General features: G+C 72.9%; 16 protein-coding genes. 11 read left to right on the top strand and 5 right to left on the bottom strand.

From position 1 onward, the window contains the following. Nucleotides 1–17: 17 nt before the first annotated feature. The 6 genes from ACWCSU_RS41730 to ACWCSU_RS41705 all read left to right on the top strand — a co-directional run bounded on the left by ACWCSU_RS41730 (nt 18) and on the right by ACWCSU_RS41705 (nt 11,485). On the top strand, nt 18–7,112 hold the full coding sequence (locus tag ACWCSU_RS41730) for an amino acid adenylation domain-containing protein (protein ID WP_449942162.1): 7,095 nt from the start codon (nt 18–20) through the stop codon (nt 7,110–7,112). A 33-nt stretch (nt 7,113–7,145) separates the two neighbouring features. Further along, on the top strand, nt 7,146–7,499 hold the full coding sequence (locus ACWCSU_RS41725) for a nuclear transport factor 2 family protein (RefSeq protein WP_357707318.1): 354 nt from the start codon (nt 7,146–7,148) through the stop codon (nt 7,497–7,499). 25 nt (nt 7,500–7,524) lie between these two features. Next, the gene (locus tag ACWCSU_RS41720) at nt 7,525–8,592 is read left to right on the top strand and encodes a branched-chain amino acid aminotransferase (RefSeq protein WP_357707316.1); all 1,068 of its coding nucleotides are present in this window, start codon (nt 7,525–7,527) and stop codon (nt 8,590–8,592) included. Nucleotides 8,593–8,608: 16 nt separating this feature from the next. Then, nucleotides 8,609–10,018, top strand: coding sequence for an amidophosphoribosyltransferase (purF, locus tag ACWCSU_RS41715; RefSeq protein ID WP_357707314.1), 1,410 nt, complete (start codon nt 8,609–8,611; stop codon nt 10,016–10,018). 271 nt (nt 10,019–10,289) lie between these two features. Continuing rightward, nucleotides 10,290–11,111: a hypothetical protein gene (locus ACWCSU_RS41710; RefSeq protein WP_449942161.1), complete on the top strand. Its 822-nt coding sequence runs from the start codon at nt 10,290–10,292 to the stop codon at nt 11,109–11,111. After that, nucleotides 11,108–11,485, top strand: a complete 378-nt coding sequence (locus tag ACWCSU_RS41705) for a GntR family transcriptional regulator (RefSeq protein WP_364097215.1) — start codon at nt 11,108–11,110, stop codon at nt 11,483–11,485. Before ACWCSU_RS41710 ends, ACWCSU_RS41705 begins: the two co-directional genes overlap by 4 nt. A 19-nt stretch (nt 11,486–11,504) precedes the next feature. On the opposite strand, the gene ACWCSU_RS41700 is transcribed toward ACWCSU_RS41705, so the two are convergent. Both ACWCSU_RS41700 and ACWCSU_RS41695 read right to left on the bottom strand, forming a co-directional pair. Next, nucleotides 11,505–12,332, bottom strand: coding sequence for a methyltransferase domain-containing protein (locus ACWCSU_RS41700; RefSeq protein WP_449942160.1), 828 nt, complete (start codon nt 12,330–12,332; stop codon nt 11,505–11,507). Nucleotides 12,333–12,375: 43 nt separating this feature from the next. Further along, nucleotides 12,376–13,245 (bottom strand): hypothetical protein, encoded by an 870-nt coding sequence (locus ACWCSU_RS41695; RefSeq protein ID WP_449942159.1) that lies wholly within the window; start codon nt 13,243–13,245, stop codon nt 12,376–12,378. 123 nt (nt 13,246–13,368) lie between these two features. Here ACWCSU_RS41695 and ACWCSU_RS41690 point away from each other — a divergent pair, with 123 nt between their 5' ends. Further along, nucleotides 13,369–13,509, top strand: coding sequence for a hypothetical protein (locus ACWCSU_RS41690; RefSeq protein ID WP_449942158.1), 141 nt, complete (start codon nt 13,369–13,371; stop codon nt 13,507–13,509). A gap of 75 nt (nt 13,510–13,584) precedes the next feature. Here the strand turns inward: ACWCSU_RS41690 and ACWCSU_RS41685 are convergent, their stop codons facing one another. Continuing rightward, nucleotides 13,585–14,265, bottom strand: coding sequence for a TetR/AcrR family transcriptional regulator (locus ACWCSU_RS41685; RefSeq protein ID WP_397044998.1), 681 nt, complete (start codon nt 14,263–14,265; stop codon nt 13,585–13,587). A gap of 99 nt (nt 14,266–14,364) precedes the next feature. Here ACWCSU_RS41685 and ACWCSU_RS41680 point away from each other — a divergent pair, with 99 nt between their 5' ends. The 4 genes from ACWCSU_RS41680 to ACWCSU_RS41665 all read left to right on the top strand — a co-directional run bounded on the left by ACWCSU_RS41680 (nt 14,365) and on the right by ACWCSU_RS41665 (nt 18,168). Continuing rightward, entirely contained in the window at nt 14,365–15,738 is a 1,374-nt protein-coding gene (locus tag ACWCSU_RS41680) for an MFS transporter (protein WP_449942157.1), read from the top strand. Next, nucleotides 15,735–16,067 (top strand): nuclear transport factor 2 family protein, encoded by a 333-nt coding sequence (locus ACWCSU_RS41675; protein ID WP_449942156.1) that lies wholly within the window; start codon nt 15,735–15,737, stop codon nt 16,065–16,067. The genes ACWCSU_RS41680 and ACWCSU_RS41675 overlap by 4 nt, the downstream gene beginning before the upstream one ends. A gap of 110 nt (nt 16,068–16,177) precedes the next feature. Further along, nucleotides 16,178–17,455, top strand: coding sequence for a serine hydrolase domain-containing protein (locus ACWCSU_RS41670; RefSeq protein ID WP_364097197.1), 1,278 nt, complete (start codon nt 16,178–16,180; stop codon nt 17,453–17,455). A 125-nt stretch (nt 17,456–17,580) separates the two neighbouring features. Continuing rightward, nucleotides 17,581–18,168, top strand: a complete 588-nt coding sequence (locus ACWCSU_RS41665; protein WP_449942155.1) for an isochorismatase family protein — start codon at nt 17,581–17,583, stop codon at nt 18,166–18,168. A 12-nt stretch (nt 18,169–18,180) separates the two neighbouring features. Here the strand turns inward: ACWCSU_RS41665 and ACWCSU_RS41660 are convergent, their stop codons facing one another. Both ACWCSU_RS41660 and ACWCSU_RS41655 read right to left on the bottom strand, forming a co-directional pair. After that, nucleotides 18,181–20,217, bottom strand: a complete 2,037-nt coding sequence (locus ACWCSU_RS41660) for a M48 family metalloprotease (protein WP_449942154.1) — start codon at nt 20,215–20,217, stop codon at nt 18,181–18,183. Beyond that, nucleotides 20,214–20,645: a hypothetical protein gene (locus tag ACWCSU_RS41655; RefSeq protein WP_357707302.1), complete on the bottom strand. Its 432-nt coding sequence runs from the start codon at nt 20,643–20,645 to the stop codon at nt 20,214–20,216. The genes ACWCSU_RS41660 and ACWCSU_RS41655 overlap by 4 nt, the downstream gene beginning before the upstream one ends. Between the last annotated feature and the right edge of the window lie 97 nt (nt 20,646–20,742).

The raw sequence follows: 20,742 nt of genomic DNA, 5'->3' as shown, positions 1-20,742 counted from the left end.
CAGCAGAAGGAGCTGACATGACGACCAGCACGCCGTCACCGATCGAGGACATCCTGCCGCTCTCCCCGCTTCAGGAAGGTCTGCTGTTCCACGCCCGGCTGGAGAGCGAGGCGTCGAGCCTGTACGTCGCGCAGTTCACCGTCGACCTCGACGGCGACGTGGACGCCGGCCACCTGCGACAGGCCGCGGAGTCGGTGACGCGCCGGCACGGCAACCTGCGGGCGGGCTTCCACACCCGCCGCTCCGGCAGCCCGGTCCAGGTGGTCCACCGCGAGGCGCCCCTGCGGTGGCGCGAGATCGACCTGTCCGACCGCGATCCGGGCGCGGCGCGGAAGGAGGCCGCCGTACAGGCCGAACAGGACTGGGCCCGGGGGTTCGCGCTGGACCGCCCGCCGCTGATGCGGTTCACCCTGATCCGGCTCGGCCCACGGCGGCACCGCCTGGTGATGACCGTGCACCACCTGCTGCTCGACGGCTGGTCCACGGCGCTGCTGCTGCGCGAGCTGCTGGACGTGCTGGCCGCCGGCGGGCGCGACGACGGCCTGCCGCCGGTGGCGCCGTACCGCGACTATCTGCGCTGGCTGGAGCGTCAGGATCACGGCGCGGCCCGCGACGCCTGGGCGCGCGCGCTGTCCGGGCTGGACGAGGCGACCCTGGTCCAGGGGGTGCTCACCGGCTCCGGGGGCCGTCCGTCCGGTGGCGGTGAGCGCGACGACGTCGTCCGGGGTCTGCCGCTCGACCTGTCGGACGGCCTGCGGCGACAGGCCAGGGAACACGGCGTCACGCTCAACACGGTGCTCCAGGCCGCCTGGGGCGTCGTGCTGGGCCAGCTGACCGGCCGCGACGACGTGGTGTTCGGCGCCACCGTCGGCGGGCGGCCGGCCGACCTGCCCGGGGCCGACGCCATGGTGGGCATGCTGATCAACACCGTGCCGGTGCGGGTGACCTGGCGGCACACCGACTCGCTGAGCACCCTGCTGGCCGCCGTCCAGGAGCAGCGCCTCGCCCTGTACGAGCACGATCATCTGGGCCTGGCCGAGATCCAGCGGCGCGACGGCCGGTCCGGCCCGCTGTTCGACACCACGATCGTCTTCGACAACTTCCCGGGCGGGGACCTCACGGTGAACCTGCCCGGCGGCGGCGCGGTCCGGGCGAAGGTCGGGTTCCGCGACACCACGCACTACCCGCTGTCGCTGGTGGTCGAGCCCGGCGACCAGGTGGAGCTGCGCCTGCACTTCCGCACCGACATGCTCGCCGCCGGGGACGTCAGCGCCCTGATGGCGCGGCTGGTCACCGTTCTGGAGGCGGTCGCCGCCGACGCCGGGATCCCGATCGGGCAGCTCGACCTGCTCACCGCCGACGAACGGCACCGGGTGCTGGCCGAGTGGAACGACACCGCCGGCGTGCCGCCCGCCCACACCGTGCCGCAGCTGTTCGAGGCCCAGGCGCGCGCGAACCCCGGAGCCGTCGCGGTGATCGACGTGGACGGCGGCGCCGTGTCCTACGGCGAGCTCGACGAGCGGGCCAACCGGCTGGCCCGGCACCTGGACGAGCAGGGCGTCGAGCGCGGCGACGTGGTGGGCGTCCTGCTGGAGCGCGACGCCGACCTGGTGACGGCGGTGCTGGCGGTGCTCAAGGCCGGCGCCGCGTACACCGTGCTGGATCCGGCGCTGCCCGAGGCCCGGCGCGACGCGGTGATCCGCGACGCCGGGGTGCGGCTGGTCGTCGGCCGCGACCGCGCCGAGGCCGGCCCCGTGAGGACGGTCGACCTGCGCCGCGACGCGCCGGCGATCGCGGTCCGGCCGTCGTCGGGCCTGCCGCCGGTCGCCGGGCCGCAGGACCTGGCGTGCGTGATGTTCACCTCCGGCTCCACCGGCGTGCCCAAGGGCGTGGCGACGCCCCACCTGGCGATCGTGAGCACCCTGCAGGGCCAGGACTTCGCCCGGATGGGCCCAGGTGAGGTGTGGCTGCAGTGTTCACCGGTGTCCTGGGACGCGTTCGCCCTGGAGCTGTTCGGCGCTCTGCTGTTCGGCGGCGCCTGCGTGCTGCAGAACGGCGGGCGGCCCGACCCGGCGGCGATCCGCGACGCGGTGGCCAGGCACGCGGTCACCACGCTGCATCTGTCGGCCAGCCTGCTGAACCTGATGATCGATCAGCATCCGGAGGTGTTCGCCACGGTCGCGCAGGTGCTCACCGGCGGCGAGCCGGCCTCGCCGGCGCACGTCGAGCGGCTGCTGCGGGCACGTCCGGACCTGCTGCTGGTCAACGGCTATTCGCCGGTGGAGAGCACCATCTTCACCACGACCCACCGCATCGACGTGCGCGACACGGCCGGCGGCCCGGTCCCGGTCGGACGTCCGCTGCGCAACAAGCAGACGTACGTGCTGGATCGTTGCCTGCGTCCGGTGCCGGTGGGCGTCACCGGCGAGCTGTACATGGCGGGTCTGGGGCTGGCCCGCGGCTATCTGGGGCAGCCCGGCCTGACCGCCGCCCGGTTCGTCGCCAATCCGTTCGTCGCGGGGGCCCGGATGTACCGCACCGGCGATCTGGTGCGCTGGCGGGCCGACGGTGTGCTGGAGTTCCTCGGCCGGGGTGACGACCAGGTCAAGATCCGCGGTTTCCGGGTCGAGCCCGGCGAGATCGAAGCCGCCCTCGTCAGGGACCCGGCCGTCAGCCAGGCCGTCGTCATCGCCGACGACAGCACCGGCACCCGCCGCCTCGTCGGCTACGTCGTCCCCCGGGCCGACATCCCCGACCAACAGCTCGACACCGCGACCATCCGCAACGACCTCTCCCGGACCCTCCCGGAACACCTCGTCCCCAGCGTCGTCGTCGCCATCCCGCACCTCCCCCTCACCACCACCGGCAAAGTGGACCGCCGCCGGCTCCCCCGCCCCACCATCACCGGCACCGGGACGCCGACCACCACCCCCACCCAGGAGATCGTCGCCGGGCTCTTCACCGACATCCTCGGCGTCACCGACGTCGGTCCCACCGACAACTTCCTCGACCTCGGCGGACACTCCCTGCTCGTCATGCGGCTCGTCAGCCGCATCCGGGCGCTCTTCGGCACCGAACTCCCCCTGCGCCAGGTCTTCGCCGACGCCACCGTCACCGGCATCGCCCACCACATCGACCACCCCACCGGGCAGGAGGGCGGCAGCCGTCCCGCGCCGCGCCCGGCGGCCCGGCCGGACCGGCTGCCGCTGTCCTCGGCACAGCAACGGCTCTGGTTCATCAACCGCATCGACCACGGCGGGTCGTACAACATCCCGGCCGCCGTACGCCTGACCGGCCGGCTGGACCGGGACGCGCTGCGCGGCGCGCTCGCCGATCTGGTGGCCCGCCACGAAACGCTGCGGACGGTCTTCCCGGACAGCTCCGAAGGCCCCTGGCAGCAGGTGATCCCCGCCGGGCAGGCGGCGGCCGGTCTCGTCGAGCGCGACGTCGAGGCCGGGCAGCTGGCCGGGATGCTGGCCGACGCCGCCGCCCGGCCGTTCGACCTGACCCGCGACCCGCCGCTGCGCGTGACGCTGTTCGCGCTGTCGGACACCGAGCACGTGCTGCTGGTGGTGCTGCACCACATCGCCGGCGACGCGCTGTCCATGCCCCCGTTCTGGCGCGACCTGGCGGCGGCCTACCGGGCCCGGCTCACCGGCGGCGAACCCGAATGGCCCCGGCTGCCCGTGCAGTACGCCGACTACGCGCTGTGGCAGCGGCAGCCGCACGACGACTCGCGGCTGGACTGGTGGCGTACCACCCTGGCCGATCTGCCGGGGCACCTGCCGCTGCCGGTGGACCGGCCGCGCCCGGCCGTGGCCACCTTCCGCGGGGACAGCGTGCGGTTCGAGATCCCGGCCGGCCTGCACGGACAGCTCGGGACGCTGGCCCGCGAGTCGCAGGTCACCCTGTTCATGACGCTGCAGGCCGCCCTCGCCGTGCTGCTGACCCGGCTGGGATGCGGCAACGACATCCCGATCGGGGCGCTGACCGCCGGACGCGGCCACGAGGAGCTCACCGACCTGGTGGGCGTCTTCATGAACACGCTCGTGCTGCGCACCGACACCGGGGGCGACCCCACCTTCACCGACCTGCTGGCCCGCGTCCGGCAGACCGACCTCGCCGCGTTCCAGCACCAGGACGTGCCGTTCGAGCGGGTCGTCGAGGCCCTCAACCCGCCGCGTTCGATGGGCTGGAACCCGCTGGTCCAGGTCATGCTGGAACTGCACGAGGCGACCGCGCCGATGTCCGGCCTGCCCGGGCTCACCGCCGCCGACCAGCCGGTCGACTACGCCCCCGCGAAGCTGGAGCTGATCCTCACGTTCACCAAGCGGGCCGGCGACGACGGCCTGGACGGCGAGCTGCGCTACGCCACCGACGTCTTCGACCGGGTGAGCGCCGAGGCCCTGGTGGACCGGCTGATCCGGGTGCTCACCGCGGTCGCCGCCGATCCGGGCGTGCGGATCGACCAGGTCCCGGTGCTCTCGTCCGAGCAGCGGCACCAGATCCTGCGGGAGTGGAACGACACCCGCGCGGCCTTGCCGGATTCGGTGCTGCCGCAGCTGATCGAGGCGCAGGCGGCCGCCGACCCGCAGGCCCCCGCGGTACGCGACGCCGGCGGCGTGCTGCTGACCTACGGCGAGCTCAACGCCGCGGCGAACCGCCTGGCCCGGCATCTGGGCGGCCTGGGCGTGGGCACCGAGTCGTTCGTCGGGGTCTGCGCCGGCGAGAGCCCCGACCTGCTGGTCGCCCTGCTGGCGGTGATGAAGGCGGGCGCGGCCTACGTCCCGCTGGATCCCGCGCACCCGGCGGAGCGGCTCGCGTTCGTCCTGGACGACACCGGCGCCGACGTCGTCGTCGCGCAGGACGAGCACGCCGGCACCGTCGAGGGCCTGACCGGCGCGACCGTGGTCCGGCTGGGCCGTGACCGGGACCGGATCCAGGCCCGTTCCGGCCGGGACCTGGACCTGCCGATCAGCGGCGACAACCTGGTGTACGCCATGTACACCTCCGGTTCGACCGGACGCCCCAAGGGCGTGCTGATCTCCCACCGCGGGCTGCTGAACTACCTGTGGTGGGCCGTGGACGGATACGGCCTGGACGGCGAGTCCGGGGCGCCGCTGGTCGGCTCGGTCGCCGTCGACCTGTCGGTGCCCAACTTCTGGCTCCCGCTGATCGACGGCCGCGACGTCACGCTGATCGGCCCGGACACCGGCGGTCAGGCCCTGGCCGCGCTCCTGCGCGAACCACGCGACTTCAGCCTGCTCAAGCTGACCCCCGGCCACGTCGACCTGCTCGCCGCCCAGCTCGCCCCCGGCACCGTCCTCGACTCGGTGCGCACGTACGTGATCGGCGCCGACGAAGTGCGCCCCCAGACGGTGATCTCCTGGCAGCGGATCTGTCCCGGCGCCCGGCTGATCAACGAGTACGGCCCGACGGAGACCGTGGTCGGCTGCTCGGTCCACGTCATCGACGGCCCGCCGGCGGCGGCCTCACCGGTGCCGATCGGCCGGCCGATCGCCAACATCCGCATGTACGTCCTCGACGCCCGGCTCGAACCGGTGGCGCCCGGCGTGGCCGGGGAGCTCTACATCGCCGGCGCCGGGGTCGCCCGGGGGTACCTGAACCGGCCGGGGCTGACCGCCGAGCGTTTCGTCGCCGACCCGTTCGGTGAGCTGTTCGGTGAGCCGGGCACCAGGATGTACCGGACCGGCGACATCGCCCGGTTCCGCCGCGACGGCGAGCTGGAGTTCCTCGGCCGGGGTGACGACCAGGTCAAGATCCGCGGGTTCCGGGTCGAGCCCGGCGAGATCGAAGCCGCCCTCGTCAGGGACCCGGCCGTCAGCCAGGCCGTCGTCATCGCCGACGACAGCACCGGTACCCGGCGTCTCGTCGGCTACGTCGTCCCCCGTCGACAGCTGGACACCGCGACCGTCCGCAACAACCTCTCCCAGACCCTTCCCGAACACCTGATCCCCAGCGTCGTCATCGCCATCCCCCAGCTCCCCCTCACCACCGCCGGCAAAGTGGACCGCGATCAACTCCCCCGCCCCACCATCACCGGCACCGGGACACCCACCACCACCCCCACCCAGAAGATCGTCGCCGGGCTCTTCACCGACATCCTCGGCGTCACCGACGTCGGCCCCACCGACAACTTCCTCGACCTCGGCGGACACTCCCTCCTGATCATGCGGCTCGTCAGCCGCATCCGGACGCTCTTCGACACCGAACTCCCCCTGCGCCAGATCTTCGCCGACCCCACCGTCACCGGCATCGCCCACCACATCGACCACCCCACCGAAGGGGCCGGCAGGCAGACGTTCCCGATGTTGCTGCCGCTGCGCACCGCCGGTGACCGCGTCCCGCTGTTCGGCGTCCACCCGGCGACCGGGACCAGCTGGGGCTACTCGGCGCTGGTCCCCCACCTCGACCCCGGCCGGCCGTTCTACGGCCTGCAGGCCAGGGGCCTCGGGCAGCCGGGTGCCACCAGGTCGGTCCCGGCCATGGTGGACGAGTACACCGCGCTGATCCGGTCGGTCCAGGAGCACGGCCCGTACCGGCTGATGGGCTGGTCGTTCGGTGCGGTCGTGGCCCACGCCGTGGCGGTGGACCTGCAACGCCACGGCGAGCGGGTCGAGCTGCTGGCCCTGCTGGACGGCTACCCGGCCGAGGTCGCCGCGGCGCGCGGGCCGGTCCACGCCGAGGATCCGGCCGTGCTCGCCGAACTGCTGGCCGAGCTGGGCCTGCTCACCGCCGACCGCTCGCCCGCGTCGCTGGACCGGGCGGCGTTCGTCCGCATCGTGCGCGGCTCCGACAGCCCGCTGGCCCGCATCGAGGAGGCGGAGATCGCCGCGCTGCTCGACGTGTTCGCCAGCAACCTCAACGCCGCCCGGGTGCACCGAAGCGCCGCCTTCGACGGCGACATCACGTTCGTCGAGGCCACCGCCGGGCGGCCCGCCGACTGGCCGGGCGGGCACGCGTGGACGCCCTACGCCACCGGACGCGTCGACGTCCACCGGCTCGACTGCGGCCACAGCGACCTGGTCAGCCCGGCCATGGCCGCGATCGTCGGGCCGATCCTGCAGGCCCCGGCGCGGTCGCGCGTCTGACCGTCGTCCGCCACCCCACGCCGAGGAGGTCCCGTGTCCACGACCACCGACATCCGCCACTTCTACCAGCTCATCGACCACGACCAGGTCACCGAACTGGTCGGCCTGTTCGCCGCGGACCTGTGCTACCACCGGCCGGGGTTCCCCCCGCTGATCGGCCGCGACCAGCTGCGCCACTTCTACGAGCACGACCGGCCGATCCGCTCGGGGCGGCACACCCTGACCGGCATCGTCGTCGACGGCGCCACCGCCGCCGTCCACGGTTCCTTCACCGGCACCCTGCGTGACGACCGGCCGGCCGGTCACCGCTTCGCGGACTTCTTCAGCTACGACGACGCCGGCCTGATCACCCGGCGCGACACGTTCTTCTTCGTCCCCCTGGTCTGACCCCGATCCACGGGAAGGAACCGCCATGGCAGGCATCCTGCACACCGCCACCCGCACCAAGCCGGTGATCGATCCCGGGCACGGCGACGCGTTCACCGACCACATGGTCGGCATCGAGTGGACGCCCGAACAGCAGTGGACCCGGCCCGTCCTGCTCCCGCTGGCCGACCTCGCCATGCACCCCGGCACGGTCGGACTGCACTACGGGCAGGTCGCCTTCGAAGGGCTCAAGGCCCACCGGCAGCCGGACGGGTCGATGGCCGTCTTCCGTCCCTGGGACAACGCCCGCCGGTTCCGCCGTTCGGTGGCCCGGCTGGCCATGCCGGAGCTGCCCGACGAGCTGTTCGTCACCGCCATCGACGACCTCGTGCGCCACGACGAGGGCTGGCTGTCCGACGACCCCTCGCACAGCCTCTACCTGCGCCCGCTCATGTACGGCGACGAGCGGACCCTGATGCTGCGCCCCTCGCGGACCTACCGGTTCCTGCTGATGGCGTTCGTCACCGGCGGCTTCTTCGGCGACGACGTGGACTCGGTGTCGGTCTGGGTCGCGCACGAGCATCCGCGGGCCTTCCCCGGCGGCACCGGCGACGTGAAGATCGCCGGCAACTACGCGCCCACGTTCAACGCCCAGCAGCAGGCGCAGGCGGCCGGCTGCCAGCAGGTCATCTGGCTCGACGCCACGGAACGCGAGTGGGTCGAGGAGATGGGCGGCATGAACCTGTTCTTCGTACGCGGCCACGGCTCCCGCGCCGAGGTGGTGACCCCGCGGCTGTCCGGCACGCTGCTGCCCGGCGTCACCCGCGACACGCTGCTCACCCTCGCCGCCCGGCTCGGCCTGACCCCCCGCGAGGAGCGCATCGGCCTGCGGCAATGGCGCCGGCAGTGCCTCGACGGCGACATCACCGAGGTGTTCGCCTGCGGCACCGCGGCGGTCGTCACCCCGGTCGGGCGGGTCCGCGACCGCGACGGCGACTGGACGATCGGCGACGGCACGCCGGGACCGGTGACCCGCGCGCTGCGTACCGCGCTCGTCGACCTGCACCACGGCATCGCACCGGATCCCGATGGATGGATGCACCACATCCACTGACAGAGAAGGGCCTCCTGTGGGTTTTGACGAAGTTCGCGAGCGCTGCGGCGTCGTAGCCCTCTACCAGCCGGAATCGTCCGGCGATCGTCTCGACCGCCTCGCCTACTACGGGTTACTCGCACTTCAGCACCGCGGCCAGGACTCCGCCGGCATCGTGGTGGCCCTCGACGGCCGCCTGTTCCGGCACCGGGGCACCGGCCTCGTCCAGGACGTCTTCGACGAGTCGGCGCTCAACGCCGCGCACGCGACCGCCGCCGTGGGCCACGTGCGTTACGCGACGGCCGGCGGCACCGGCGAGAGCAACATCCAGCCGCTGCTCGGATCGACCCGCGCCGGCCACCGCTTCGCGCTGGCGCACAACGGCAACCTGCTCGCCGTCGACGACGCTGACGACCTGGCCGGACGCCGGCACGTCGACCGCACCGGCGAGGCGGACGCGGACACCCCGGTGCTCGTGCGGGCGCTGTCGGACCAGGACGGCGACACGCTCGCGGCGATGCTGGCCGTGCTGCCCCGGGTGTCCGGGGCGTTCAGCCTGGCGGTGGCCACGCCCGACGGCCTGCTGGCGGCACGCGACCCGAACGGTTTCCGGCCCCTGTGCCTGGGCCGCCTGCCCGGTGGCGGCTGGATCACCGCCTCCGAGACCACCGCCCTGGACGCGGTGGGCGCCGCCTTCCTGCGCGAGGTCGAGCCCGGTGAGCTGCTCTCCATCGGCCCGCACGGCGTCCTCAGCCATCGCTTCGCCTCGCCGGCGCCGTCCACCTGCATCTTCGAGTACGTCTACTTCGCCCGCCCCGACTCGATGCTCAACGGCCGGCGCGTGCAGCAGGTGCGGCAGGCGATGGGCGCGGCCCTGGCACACGACGCCCCGGCCGCCGCGGACGTCGTCGTCCCCACGCCCGACACCGCCCGGCCCGCGGCCCTCGGTTACGCCGCGGCCAGCGGCATCCCGTACGCCGAGGCGCTGATCCGCAACACCTACGTGGGACGCTCGTTCATCATGCCGGCAGACGGCGAACGCCGGCACGCGGTCGACCTGAAGCTGAACGCCATCCCGGAAACCGTCGAAGGCCGCCGCGTCGTGCTGATCGACGACTCGGTGGTGCGCGCCAACACCGCCCGCGCCGTCGTGACGAAACTGCGCCGCGCGGGTGCGGCGGAGGTCCACCTGCGGGTCGCGTCCAGCCCGCTGCGCTGGCCCTGCTTCTTCGGCGTCGACATCAGCACGAAGCACGACCTGGCCGCGCGCGCCCGGTCCGTACCGGAGGTGGGCGAGTTGATCGGGGCCGATTCGATCGGCTACCTGTCACTGGAGGCGATGAAGCGGGCGATCGGCGGCGGCCGCACCTGCGACGGCTGCTTCACCGGCACCTACCCCCTACCGCTCCCCCTCCCCCTGACCACCACCGCGACCGCAGGCCGCTGACCCCGGGACCCGGAGGAGCTTCTGGGCGTGGTCGGCCGACCCGCAGGGGCGACGCGGCCCACCGGACCGCGGCGCCTCTGCGGAGGGGGCAGCTCGGCTTCACCTCCGCAGCAGACCACCGCACATGTCGTCCCCGGCGAACGCCTTCGGCCCGTCACCCCGCATCTCCGCCATCGGCCGGACGGGGTCGCCGGCAGCCCGCGGAACGTTGACTTTGTCTCAAGCAATGACGCATCATGTTGCTACAAAGCTTGCGACAAAAGGAGAGTGCATGACGAACACTCCCATGTCCGACGCCGGACCTCCGCCGGCGGACATCCGGTGCGCCGAGACCTGGCTGCGGCGGCACGGTCTGAGCGACGGCCCGCCCACGCCCTTGCTGGCCACGCGCCTGGCGGTGCGGCGGCGGGTGCGGCTGCTGGGCAGCGTCCTGCTGGCCGTGCTGTTCGTCGCGGCCTCCCTGGCACAGGTCGCCGCCCTGCCGGGCGCCTCCGGCGGGTCCGGGTCGAGCCGCGTCGTGCCGGTGCTGGCGCTGAGCGCGTCGATCGTCGCGCTGTTGCTGACCCAGGTGCTGCTGGACGCCTGGGTGCGGCGCGTCGACCGGCGCGCCGGGGCGGCACTGCCGCGGCGGGTGACCCATCCGGTGCAGCTCGGCTGGGCCGCCCTGCTCGGACGGCCCCATGCCGTCATGGCGGGCGCCACCTTCGCCTGCGCGCTCGCGCTGGGGGTGAGCGCGCTGGTCGTCACCGAGGGCACCGCACGGCACGCCGCCGTCGTGCTGCTCGTCGCCGTGATCGGAGTCGCCCTCGGCGCCGTCCTGCAACTGCGCGAGATGCTGGCCCGGCCCGTCGTGGCCGAGGACGAGGTCTCGCTGACGGCCGACGTCGTCATGCGGATCGAGGACGCGCGCGAGAGCTCCGCGCCGGCTGTGCTGTGGGCGCTGCCGGTGGTGCTGCTGTCCGGGTTCGCGCCCGGGTGGTGGAGCGCCGCCTCGGCGGGCTTCCTGGTGGCGGGGGTGCTCGCCTTGGTCGCCGTCCACGTCAGGGCGCCGTCGTACGCGGCCACGGCGCGGCGCGCGGTGGGCCTGCGATGATCGTCATCGATGCGGGCTCGCCGGTGCCGCCGTTCGAGCAGCTGCGGGCCCAGCTCGCCCGGCAGATCCAGGACCGCACGCTCGCCGTGGGCGCCCGGCTGCCGACCATCCGCCACCTCGCGGCCGACCTCGGCCTGGCCGTCAACACGGTCGGCCGGGCCTACCGGGAGCTGGAGGAGGCGGGGCTGATCGAAACGCGCGGCCGGGCGGGCTCGTTCGTGGCGGCCGCCGGCGAGGAAGGCCGGGAACGGGCCCGCCGGGCCGCCGCGGACTACGCCGCCGTGATCGCCAGCGTCGGCATCGACGCGGCCGAGGCGATCCGCATCGTCCAGGCGGCCCTGACGTCCGGCGCGGCAGCACCGGCCTCACCATGACCGCCACCCGGCCGCCGGCTCATCCCGGGCGGCGTCCCCATGCCGAGATCAGCGGCGCGAGGGTGAGGTCGAGCTCGCCGGCGTCGACGGCGGCCAGGTGCGCGTCGATCTCGGCGTCGTCGGCCAACCCGGCGGCGAGCAACTCGGCGCGGACCATGCGCACCGTCGCGGCCTCCAGCCGGTCGCAGGCCACCCCGCCGACCGGGAAGCAGCCGGCCGCCGAGACCTCGACCAGGCCGGCCGCCCGCAACGCCCGCGGCAGCGTACGGCCGTAGCGCAGGTCGGCCCCGCGGCGGGTCATCAACTCCCGGACGGCGCGCCGCAGCCGGTTGGCGCGCCGCTGTGCCGGGCCGACCTCGTCGAGGCAGGCCAGCGGCTGCAGCTCGGTGTCGGCGTCCTCGATCAGCAGCCGGCCGCCGGGGCGCAGGGCCGCCACCATCGTCGCCAGCGCCCGGGCACGGTCGGGCACGTGGACGAGCACGAGCCGGGCGTGCACCAGGTCGAACGTGCCCGGCTGCGGCGGCGGGTCCCCGACGACGTCGTGCCGGCGCACCTCGTACCCGCCGTGCGGGTCCAGCCAGGACGGATCGATGTCCGTGGCCAGCACGTAACCGGTCGGCCCGACGGCCGTGGCGAGCGCCTCGGGAATGCCGGGGCCTCCGGCACCGACCTCCCAGCAGCGCCAGCCCTCCTGCACGCCGAGCCGGTCGAAGTGCCCCCGTGTGACACCGTCGAACAGCTCGGCCAGCCAGGTGAACCGCTCGCCCGCCTCCGTCCGGGCGTTGTCGAGCAGGTAACGGTGGTCCGGCCCGGACCCGGGGTCGGCGAGGGGCTGCGATGAACTCATGCCTACATCCTCACGATCTTCCACGCACTGTGCCGGCGAGTGGTCAGCGTGGTTCCGGTTTGTCCGGCAGTCGTACGACGGCGGTGCCGGCCTGGGACTCGCCGAAGCCCCAGCCTGCGACGAGGGAGCAGCCGACCGCCTCCAGGACGTCGGCCCACGGCCAGTGGTCGGTGCCGTGGTAGAAGCCGCCCTCGCTGCGCGCGTCGCCCTCGGAGAGGCAGAGCATGCGGAGATGGTCGCGGAGCGCGGGATGCGTGACCGCGCTCAGCCTTTCCTCCCAGGGCTCCTCGGCGGAGCGGACGCGGGCCATGTCGTGGACCGACACCAGGTGTCCGGGCCCGCGCTCGGTGAACGTGGCGGCCCGCATCGCATCGGTGAGAGTGCCGTCGGTGGCGACGCGCAGCAGCACGGTCAGCCAGCCGTTCAGTTTCCCGGACTCCGGGCCGGTCAGGTCGACGCCATGGAGGCCCAGGAGCGGCCCCAGCTCCGCGCCGTGGGCCAGCGCCTCACCGGCTTCGCCGATCGAGGAGACGGTCCGCAGGTCGGCGACGAAGGCGTCGTCGAACGGCCGGGGGCCCTTGTGGCCGTCGTCGCCCCACGGTCCCGTGCCTGCCAGGAGTTCGGCGTCGAAGCCGAACAGCGACTCGCTCAGGTCGAACCGCCACGTCCAGGGGGAGAAGGGGTATTCGCCGTCCGAATCCGGAAGATGTCTCGGCTCCCCGGCCGACAGCGCGTCAGGGGTGGCCCAGGGACTCGGGAACAGGAACTCGTCGAGGGAGTCCGAGGCGTAGTACACGCCGTACCTGGCGGCAGGGTCGGCGGCCGGCTCTCCGCCGAGCAGTGTCGCGAAGGCGCCGGCGAGCGCGGCCTCCCACCCGTTGAGGTCGGTCGCCGGTTCCGTCTCGGGTGTCACGATGAGCACTCCTTCATGTCGTGTCGCAAGCCGTCGGCAAGGGTGGACGTGATCCTTCCAGACTCGTCGCCCATCGGCATCGGCATGCGACGGGCCCCACGGCACCGGAGATCGAGCGCGACCGTGACGGCGTCGCCCACGGGCGCGTGCCCCTCGTCCATGCGGCGCTGCACCGCGGCGATGGTCCGCGCGAAGATCAACGAGCGTTGGGACGTCATGCAGCCCATCCCGGACACCGCCGCCAACGCCAACGGCACGTTCTAACCGCGACATCGCCGGGCCGCGCCCCGAGCCACGCGTGAGGGCCGGGCGGCGCGGGTGAACCTTCCCTTCGGGGCGTTACAGCCCGAGTGAGGCGATGAGGTCGCGCATCTCGTCGCGGAAGACGGTCGCCGGGTCGTGGACGAGCCCGCGCAGGTGCCCGTAGATCTCCAGCGCCATCAGGCCGTGCATGCGCCCCCACACGCGCATGGTCAGGGCCAGCCCCGCGGGCGGCAGGTCGGGGAACGTCTCCCGGGTGTGCGCGACCAGCCCGGGGTCGAAGTCGGCCCAGTCATAGCCCTGGCTCGCGCGCCCGGCGACCGGCCACGCGGCGGCCACGAGACCGGTGATGCCGGTGCAGGCGCGCACCTCGGCCGCGATGCCGGGGCTGTCGTCCGGCGCCCGGTAGCCGGGCACCGGGTCGCCGTAGATGAGCCGGAAGCCCTCGGGGTTGGCCAGGGACCAGTCCCGCACGGCCTGCGCCCAGGCCATGATCCGCCCGCCCACGTCGGACTCGGGCACTGCGTCGCGCGCCGCCTCGGCGGCCTCGACGAGCGAGGTGTAGACGTCGCCGATCAGCGTCGTGACCAGGTCGTCGCGCGTGGCGAAGTAGCTGTAGATGGCGCCCGCCGTCATGCCCATCTCGCGCGCGATGGCACGCAGCGAGATCGCGTCGGGGCCGCCTTCGGCCATGAGCTTGAGCGCGATCGCCTTGATCTCGGCACTGGTCTGGGCGCGCAGCCGTTCGCGTCTGCTCATGGTCGCTTCCATGCCGACACCCTACAGGGTTTGACTATTGAACACCGTGCTCTATGGTGAACGCCGTGTAGTAATTCTTCGGCATGCAGGAAGGCATCTATGGATTCGCCTCGACTGCGCCTTGGGCTGCTGGCGTTGACGCAGCTCATCGTGGCTCTCGACTACAACATCGTGTACGTGGCGCTGCCCGACATCGGGCACGCGCTCGGCTTCAGCCCGTCGTCGGTCCAATGGGTGGTCAGCGCCTACGCGATCGGCCTCGGCGGCCTCCTGCTTCTCGGCGGACGGGCCGTCGACCGCCTCGGCCCGCGCCGGATGTTCATGGCCGGACTGGCGTTGTACGGCGTCGCCTCGCTGGCCGGCGGGCTTGCGAACGGTTCGGAGACGCTGGTGGCCGCCCGCGCGGTCCAGGGCGTCGGCGGCGCGCTGCTGACGCCCGCCACCCTCACGCTCATCTACCGGGGATTCGCCGAGGGGCCGGCCCGCAACCGGGCCCTGGGCGCCTGGGGCATGGCGGGCAGCGCGGGACTGGCCGCCGGGTCACTGCTGGGCGGCGTGCTGACCAACTATCTCGGCTGGGAATGGGTGTTCTACGTCAACGTGCCGCTGGCGCTGATGTGCGCCCTGGCCGCACCCCGTCTGCTGCCCGCCGACCCCGCCCGCACCCCGGGCTCCTTCGACCTGCCCGGCGCGCTCCTGGCCACCGGGAGCGCCGCCCTGCTGGTGTTCGGGCTGGCCGGCGGCCCCGACTCGGGATGGGACTCGCCCCGCGTCTACGGCTCGCTGATCGCCGGCGCCCTCCTGCTGGCGGCGTTCCTGCTGGTCGAGTCGCGCACCCGCGACCCGCTGATCCCCCTACGGCTGGCGCGCGGCCGTTCCCTGGCCACCACCATGATCGTGATCGCCGTCTTCCAGGGCACCCTCGGCGGCGGCTACTACGTCCTGACCTCCTACCTGCAACCCGTCCTCGGCTACAGCTCCCTGCAAGCGGGGCTGAGCTTCCTACCGCTCACGCTGGTCTGCATGTTCGCCGCCGTGAAGATCGCCCCGGCGGCGCTCGGCCGGTGGGGCATCCGCACCACGCTCTCGGTCTCGACGGTCGGCACCGGCGTCGGCATCGCCCTCATGGTCATGGGCACCACGCCCGCGGGCGGCTTCTGGACCCTGCTGCCCGGCAGCGTCGTCTGGGGCCTGTTCGGCGGCGTCGCCTTCGTCACCCTGTTCGCCTCCGCCGGGTCCGGCATCGCGCCGCACGAGCAGGGCGTCGCCTCCGGCATCGCCAGCACCGCCAAGGAGATCGGCGGCGCCATGGGCCTGGCCGTCATCGTCGCCGTCACCACCGCCTCGCCCGACCTGCTCGGCGGCCTGCACGCCGCCGGATGGGCGGCCGCGGCGCTCACCGTCGCCGGGGGCCTGACCGCCCTCGCCCTCGAACCCTCACGATCCCGCACTCTCGAAGGAGCAACCGCATGAACACCGATGACCTCATCCTCAAGTACATCGACATCTGGAACGAGCGCGACCGCGCCGCCCGTGACGCGCTCATGACGGCCGTCCTCACCGACGACTCGCTCTACTCCGACCCCGACTACGCGGGCCTGCGCGGGCACGCGGAGCTGTCGGAGGCGATCGGCAGGGCCCATGGGAAGTTCGGCGACCTCCGCTTCACCCTCGGCACCGTGATCGGCGCCCACCACGACCGCGCCCTGTTCACCTGGCGGCTCGGCACGGTGGCCACCGGCTACGACGTGGTCGAGTTCAGGGGAGACCGCATCAGCGGCATCATCGGCTTCTTCGTCTAGACGGCCGGGGAGCGGGCCGGACCCCCGCGCCACCGATCATGACTCCTGTCATGTGGAGCCGATGACAGCCGGGACTGACCGCCGAGCCGCGTTCGGATCATGCTTACGCCATGACCATCCGGACGCTTGGAAAGAACGCCTCGGCCGCCGCCCTGACCGCCGCCCTGACCGCCGGAATGTTGGCGGCGGCCACCCCGGCCCAGGCCGCCCCCACCCCGGCGCGGGAGACCGGGCCCGACCGGCAGGCGCTGCGCCGGTCGCTGGACGCCGTGCATCAGGCCGGCATGTACGGCATCTACTCCGCCGTCCGCGACGGGGAACGCGACTGGCGGGGCGCCGCCGGCGTGGCGGACGTCGCCACGAACCGTCCGGTGCGCCCCGACATGGTGCACCGGGTCGGCAGCATCACCAAGACGTTCACCGCGGTGGCCCTGCTCCAGCAGGTGGCCCGCGGCACCGTCGAACTGGACGCCCCCATCGCCCGTTACCTGCCCGACGTGGTGCCCGGCGAGCGCGGCCAGAAGATCACCGTACGGATGTTGCTCAACCACACGAGCCACATCGCCGACCACGTGGGCCCGGCCTTCCCCTCGCTGCTCCAGGGCACGTTCGAGAGCCTCGACGACAACCGTTTCCGCACCTTCTCCCGGCGCGAGCTGGTCGACCTGGGCCTGGCCGCCACGCCGACCGGCGAGCCGGGCGCCACGCCGGGGATCTACTCCAACACCAACTACCTGATCGCCGGCCTGCTCCTGGAGAAGGTGACGGGCGAGAACGCCGAGCGGTACATCACCCGCAACGTCATCCGCAAGGCGGGCCTGCGGCACACGTCCTTCCCGCGCACGCCGGTCATCCCCGGCCCGCACTCGAAGGCGTACGAGTCGATGTTCGGCTTCATCGACCCGCCCAAGGACTACAGCGTCTACAACATGTCGTGGATCACCACGGCGGGCGCGGTCGTGTCCACGATGGACGACCTCAACCAGTTCTACCGGAAGCTGCTGCGCGGCGAGCTGCTCCGCCCCGCCGAGCTGGCCGAGATGCAGAAGACGGTGCCCGTGGCCGGGGTGTCGGGAGCCTACGGCCTCGGCATCTACGCCACCGACCTGCCGTGCGGACGGTTCTGGGGGCACAGCGGCGGCGTCTTCGGCATGGCCACCGACTCCTACACCAGCCCGGACGGCGCCCGCCAGCTCTCCATGGGCGTCAACCGCACGAAGTACCAGAGCCTGGACGAGAACGGCAACATCGTGATCAGCCCCATCGACTACGCCACCGTCGACTACCTGCTGCTGGGCCTCTGCGGCCAGAGCCCGGCGCGCACGAAGGCGGCGCAGCCGGAGATCGTCCCGTTCGCCGTGGACCGGCTGCTCTCCGTCAAGCGCTAGATCGACGAGTCGTCCAGCCCGGCCTTGGCCAGGGCCGGGCTGCCGCACGCCACGCCGCCTCGCCCGAGAGCACTCAATGTGACATCCCATACACTCATTGCGACAGTCGGGGAGAGGGGATTTCCATGAGTCGTGCACTGATCATCGTCGACGTGCAGAAGGACTTCTGCGAGGGCGGCAGCGTTCCGGTCAAGGGCGGCGCCGATCGAGCCGCCGCCATCGCCGAGCTGCTCCGGAGCGCCGACGGGCAGTACTCCTTCGTCATCGCGACCCGTGACCACCACATCGATCCGGGCGCCCACTTCTCCGACGACCCCGACTTCCAGAACTCCTTCCCCGTGCACTGCGTCGTCGGCAGCGAGGGAGGCGAGTTCCACCCGGAGTTCGCGCCCGCCGTCGAGTCCGGGTACGTCGACGAGGTCTTCTTCAAGGGCGCCCACTCCGCCTCCAAGAGCGGTTTCGAGGGCTCGACCCAGGACGGCACGACGCTGTCGGCCTGGCTGAAGGCCCGTGACGTCGTCGACCTCGACGTCGTCGGCATCGCGACCGACCACTGCGTGAAGGCCACCGCGCTGGACGGGGCTCGCGCGGGCTTCACCGTGCGGGTCCTGCTCGACTACACCGCCGGCGTCGCCGCCGACACCACGCGCACCGCACTGGACGAGCTGCGCCGGGCCGGGGTCGCGCTGAGCGGCGAACCCGTCGTCGCCTGAACAGCCCCGACCTCAGCCTCGTACGGGTTCGGCGACCGGAGCCACCTGGACGGGCAGCAGCCGGGACAGCAGGGCCGTGGTCAGACCGGCGATCAGCGCCGCCTCCAGCACGCGTTCCAGGATGATCATGTGCAGCATCCAGGGCAGCGCCGCCCGTAGGGGGAGCACCACCAGCTCCAGCACGAGGGCGTAGAGCACCGCGGCGGCCAGTCCGGTCACCATGCCCTTCGCGACCGGCGACGTCCTGGACCAACCCGCCACGGCGGCCGCCAGGGCGGCGCCGGAAGCGGCGCCGGCGGCGATGAGGCCCGACACGGTGGCGCCGGAGCGCTGGAAGATGTAGCCGTTCACCGTGCCCGACACGACCGCCGTGATCACCGCCGCGGCTGCTCCGCAGGCCAGGGCCAGGGCGAGGCGGCCCTTGCGGCGCGGCGCCGGCGGCCGGCGTTCGCCGAGGTCGGCCAGCCGCACCGCCATCGGGGTCAGCATGAGCAGGACGATGGCGACCAGCAGCAGAACGCCCCCCGACAGCCGGGAGTCCAGCATGATCTGCGCCGTGATCAGAACCTGGGCCAGCGGATCCGATACGGCGGGATATTTCTGGACGTGGGCGACGATGATCTGCGTCTGGACGTCGTAGAACATCCGAGCGCTCAGCGTCACGACCGCCGCGATCAGCGACAACGGCGCCAGCGCCGACCACAGGCCGCGCACCCGCGGCGCCCACACCCTCGCCACCCACCGCACCCACAACCCCAGCAGCAGGCCCGCCACCGCGAGCACCACCAGCCCGCCGAACTGCACCGACACGGGGAACGGGGCCAGCGCGTGGTCCGTCAGCCTGCTCGGCGCCAGCACCCAGCCGCCCGCCAGCCCCGCGGCCAGGCCCAGCGGCACGTGCACGGCGTCGCCGGGCGCCCCCACGGCCCGCAACGCCCGCAGCCCCAGGGCGACGGCCAGCAGCAGGGCGAACGCCTCCGCCGGCCACGGCAACGTGTTGGTGCGTCCCTGCGCGGTCAGCGACGTGGCGGGATCCATGGTCAGGGAGAAACAGCCGCCCAGGGCCAGCGGGAAGACGAAGCCCTGGCGGACCAGCGGCGCCTGCCCGTCCAGCGCGGCCCGGCGTACGGCGAGATGCGGGTGGGTGCGCACCCGCAGCGACACCGGCCGGCGGCGCGCGGCCGGCGCCTGCTCGAACAGGCGGCGCAGCGGCGTGGCGTCCTCCTGCCAGGACAACACGCGGGCGTCGGCCAGCAGCTCACGCGACTGCAGCACCACCGAACGGGTCAGCCACGACAGCACCGCCAGACCGGTGATCTGGACGGCGAACAACCACGACAACATCACGTTCGAGCCGAACGGCATCTGCTCGGACCGCAGGAACGGCGCCCGCCCCGACAACATCCCGTTCATGGCGGCCAGCAGGCCAGGCACGAGGATCACCGCGGCGTACGACCGCCACATCGCCAGCGTCACCGCCGTGATCGTCAGATCCCGGTTGCGCACGTGCGCCAGCTCGTGCAGCACCACCGCCCGGAACAGCGGCCGGTCGCGCTCGAACAACATCCAGGTGCCCCGGCTGATCACGACATACCTGCGTCCGATGCGACCGAACGCCAGCCCGGCCACCCCGGGGTTGAGCACGTCGAGCAGGAAGACGACCCGCCGGCCGCCGAGCACCTCCCCGGCCATCCGCCGCAGCTCGTCGTGGACCTCGCCGACGACCGGACGCAGCCGCCTGCGGCGGATCCGCCAGGCCGGGCCGAACCAGTACTGAAGCCCGGTGAGCAGGACGAGCGTCGCGAAACACAGCAGCACGCCGAGCCGGAGATCCTGACGGGCCCCACGCCTCACCACCTCGCACGCGGGGTCGTCCAGGCCCTTGAGCGCCGCCAGCTGACACGCCTCCCTGACCTTCGCCGCGACCTCCGTCCCCTGCACCGACAGCAGGTCGAACACCCCTGGCCGGTAGATCGCGGTCGTGGCGAAGGTCAGGCTGATCAGCAGGACGAACGCGGACGTGGTGGCCGACGGGAGACGGCCTCTCATGACGGATTGCGGGCGAGCTCGCTCACCACCGCGTCGGCCAGCGCGTCGGCCTGCGCCTGCGACATGCCCATCCGGCGGGCCTTGCGGTAGGCGACCGTCCGGATCTCCGCCAGCCGGGCCGGCGGCAACGGCGGCGGGCCCTCGGGCAGCTCCCGCGGACGACGGCGCAACCGGCCGATCAGCCGGCCCGTCCACGAGCCGACGTCCTTGCCCACGTCCGCGAGCACGGTGGTCACGACGCCGGAGACGATGGCCGTCACCAGCAGCTCGTCCACCCCTGGCAACCCGAACCCGAGCGGATCCCGGCGAGACCTCGGCCTGTTCCTGCCGCCGAGCGCGGCCCAGGTCTGGTCGAACAGCGGCAGTTCGGAAGGGGCGATTCTCGTCACGACTCGGCGGCTGAGATCCTTGGCGAGCACATCGGACACCTAGGCCTCCAACAGGGGGATGCTGTTCCCTGAATATAGGCAGCCTTGACGGTCACTGTCCGTTGAATCATGACAGGCCGGACGAGGTCGCACCTCC

The organism is Nonomuraea sp. NPDC001699 (assembly GCF_053596455.1).
This window is presented reverse-complemented; position numbering and strand designations above follow the sequence as displayed.

Coding starts and splice junctions, on each gene's coding strand:
- ACWCSU_RS41730 (WP_449942162.1), top strand. CDS start 18: ATGACGACCAGCACGCCGTCACCGATCGAGGACATCCTGCCGCTCTCC.
- ACWCSU_RS41720 (WP_357707316.1), top strand. CDS start 7,525: ATGGCAGGCATCCTGCACACCGCCACCCGCACCAAGCCGGTGATCGAT.
- ACWCSU_RS41710 (WP_449942161.1), top strand. CDS start 10,290: ATGACGAACACTCCCATGTCCGACGCCGGACCTCCGCCGGCGGACATC.
- ACWCSU_RS41705 (WP_364097215.1), top strand. CDS start 11,108: ATGATCGTCATCGATGCGGGCTCGCCGGTGCCGCCGTTCGAGCAGCTG.
- ACWCSU_RS41700 (WP_449942160.1), bottom strand. CDS start 12,332: ATGAGTTCATCGCAGCCCCTCGCCGACCCCGGGTCCGGGCCGGACCAC.
- ACWCSU_RS41685 (WP_397044998.1), bottom strand. CDS start 14,265: ATGAGCAGACGCGAACGGCTGCGCGCCCAGACCAGTGCCGAGATCAAG.
- ACWCSU_RS41680 (WP_449942157.1), top strand. CDS start 14,365: ATGGATTCGCCTCGACTGCGCCTTGGGCTGCTGGCGTTGACGCAGCTC.
- ACWCSU_RS41675 (WP_449942156.1), top strand. CDS start 15,735: ATGAACACCGATGACCTCATCCTCAAGTACATCGACATCTGGAACGAG.
- ACWCSU_RS41670 (WP_364097197.1), top strand. CDS start 16,178: ATGACCATCCGGACGCTTGGAAAGAACGCCTCGGCCGCCGCCCTGACC.
- ACWCSU_RS41665 (WP_449942155.1), top strand. CDS start 17,581: ATGAGTCGTGCACTGATCATCGTCGACGTGCAGAAGGACTTCTGCGAG.
- ACWCSU_RS41660 (WP_449942154.1), bottom strand. CDS start 20,217: ATGAGAGGCCGTCTCCCGTCGGCCACCACGTCCGCGTTCGTCCTGCTG.